1 rRNA gene is annotated in these 255 nt (G+C 57.3%); it reads left to right on the forward strand.

From position 1 onward, the window contains the following. Positions 1-158 precede the first annotated feature (158 nt). Positions 159-255, forward strand: a 5S ribosomal RNA gene (gene rrf, locus SPHN_RS18370); the annotation flags it as partial.

Raw genomic sequence — 255 nt, forward strand, 5'->3', positions numbered from 1 at the left:
AGACGACGCCAGATTGCCAATCCCCTCGCCGTCGAGGGATTGGTCACAAATACAACACAACCATGCACGGTATCGATTTTAAAACCCTCAGGCTTCGCCGCAAGGCGGAACCCGAGGGACCCAGATATTCAGTGACGCATGTCGCACCGGCTCCATTGCCTGGTGGCTATAGCGTCGGTGTCCCACCCGATCCCATTCCGAACTCGGCCGTGAAACCCGACTGCGCCAATGGTACTATCGCTCAAGCGATGGAAG

This window comes from Sphingomonas faeni (assembly GCF_023195535.1).
GTDB classification, from domain to species: Bacteria; Pseudomonadota; Alphaproteobacteria; order Sphingomonadales; family Sphingomonadaceae; genus Sphingomonas; species Sphingomonas faeni_B.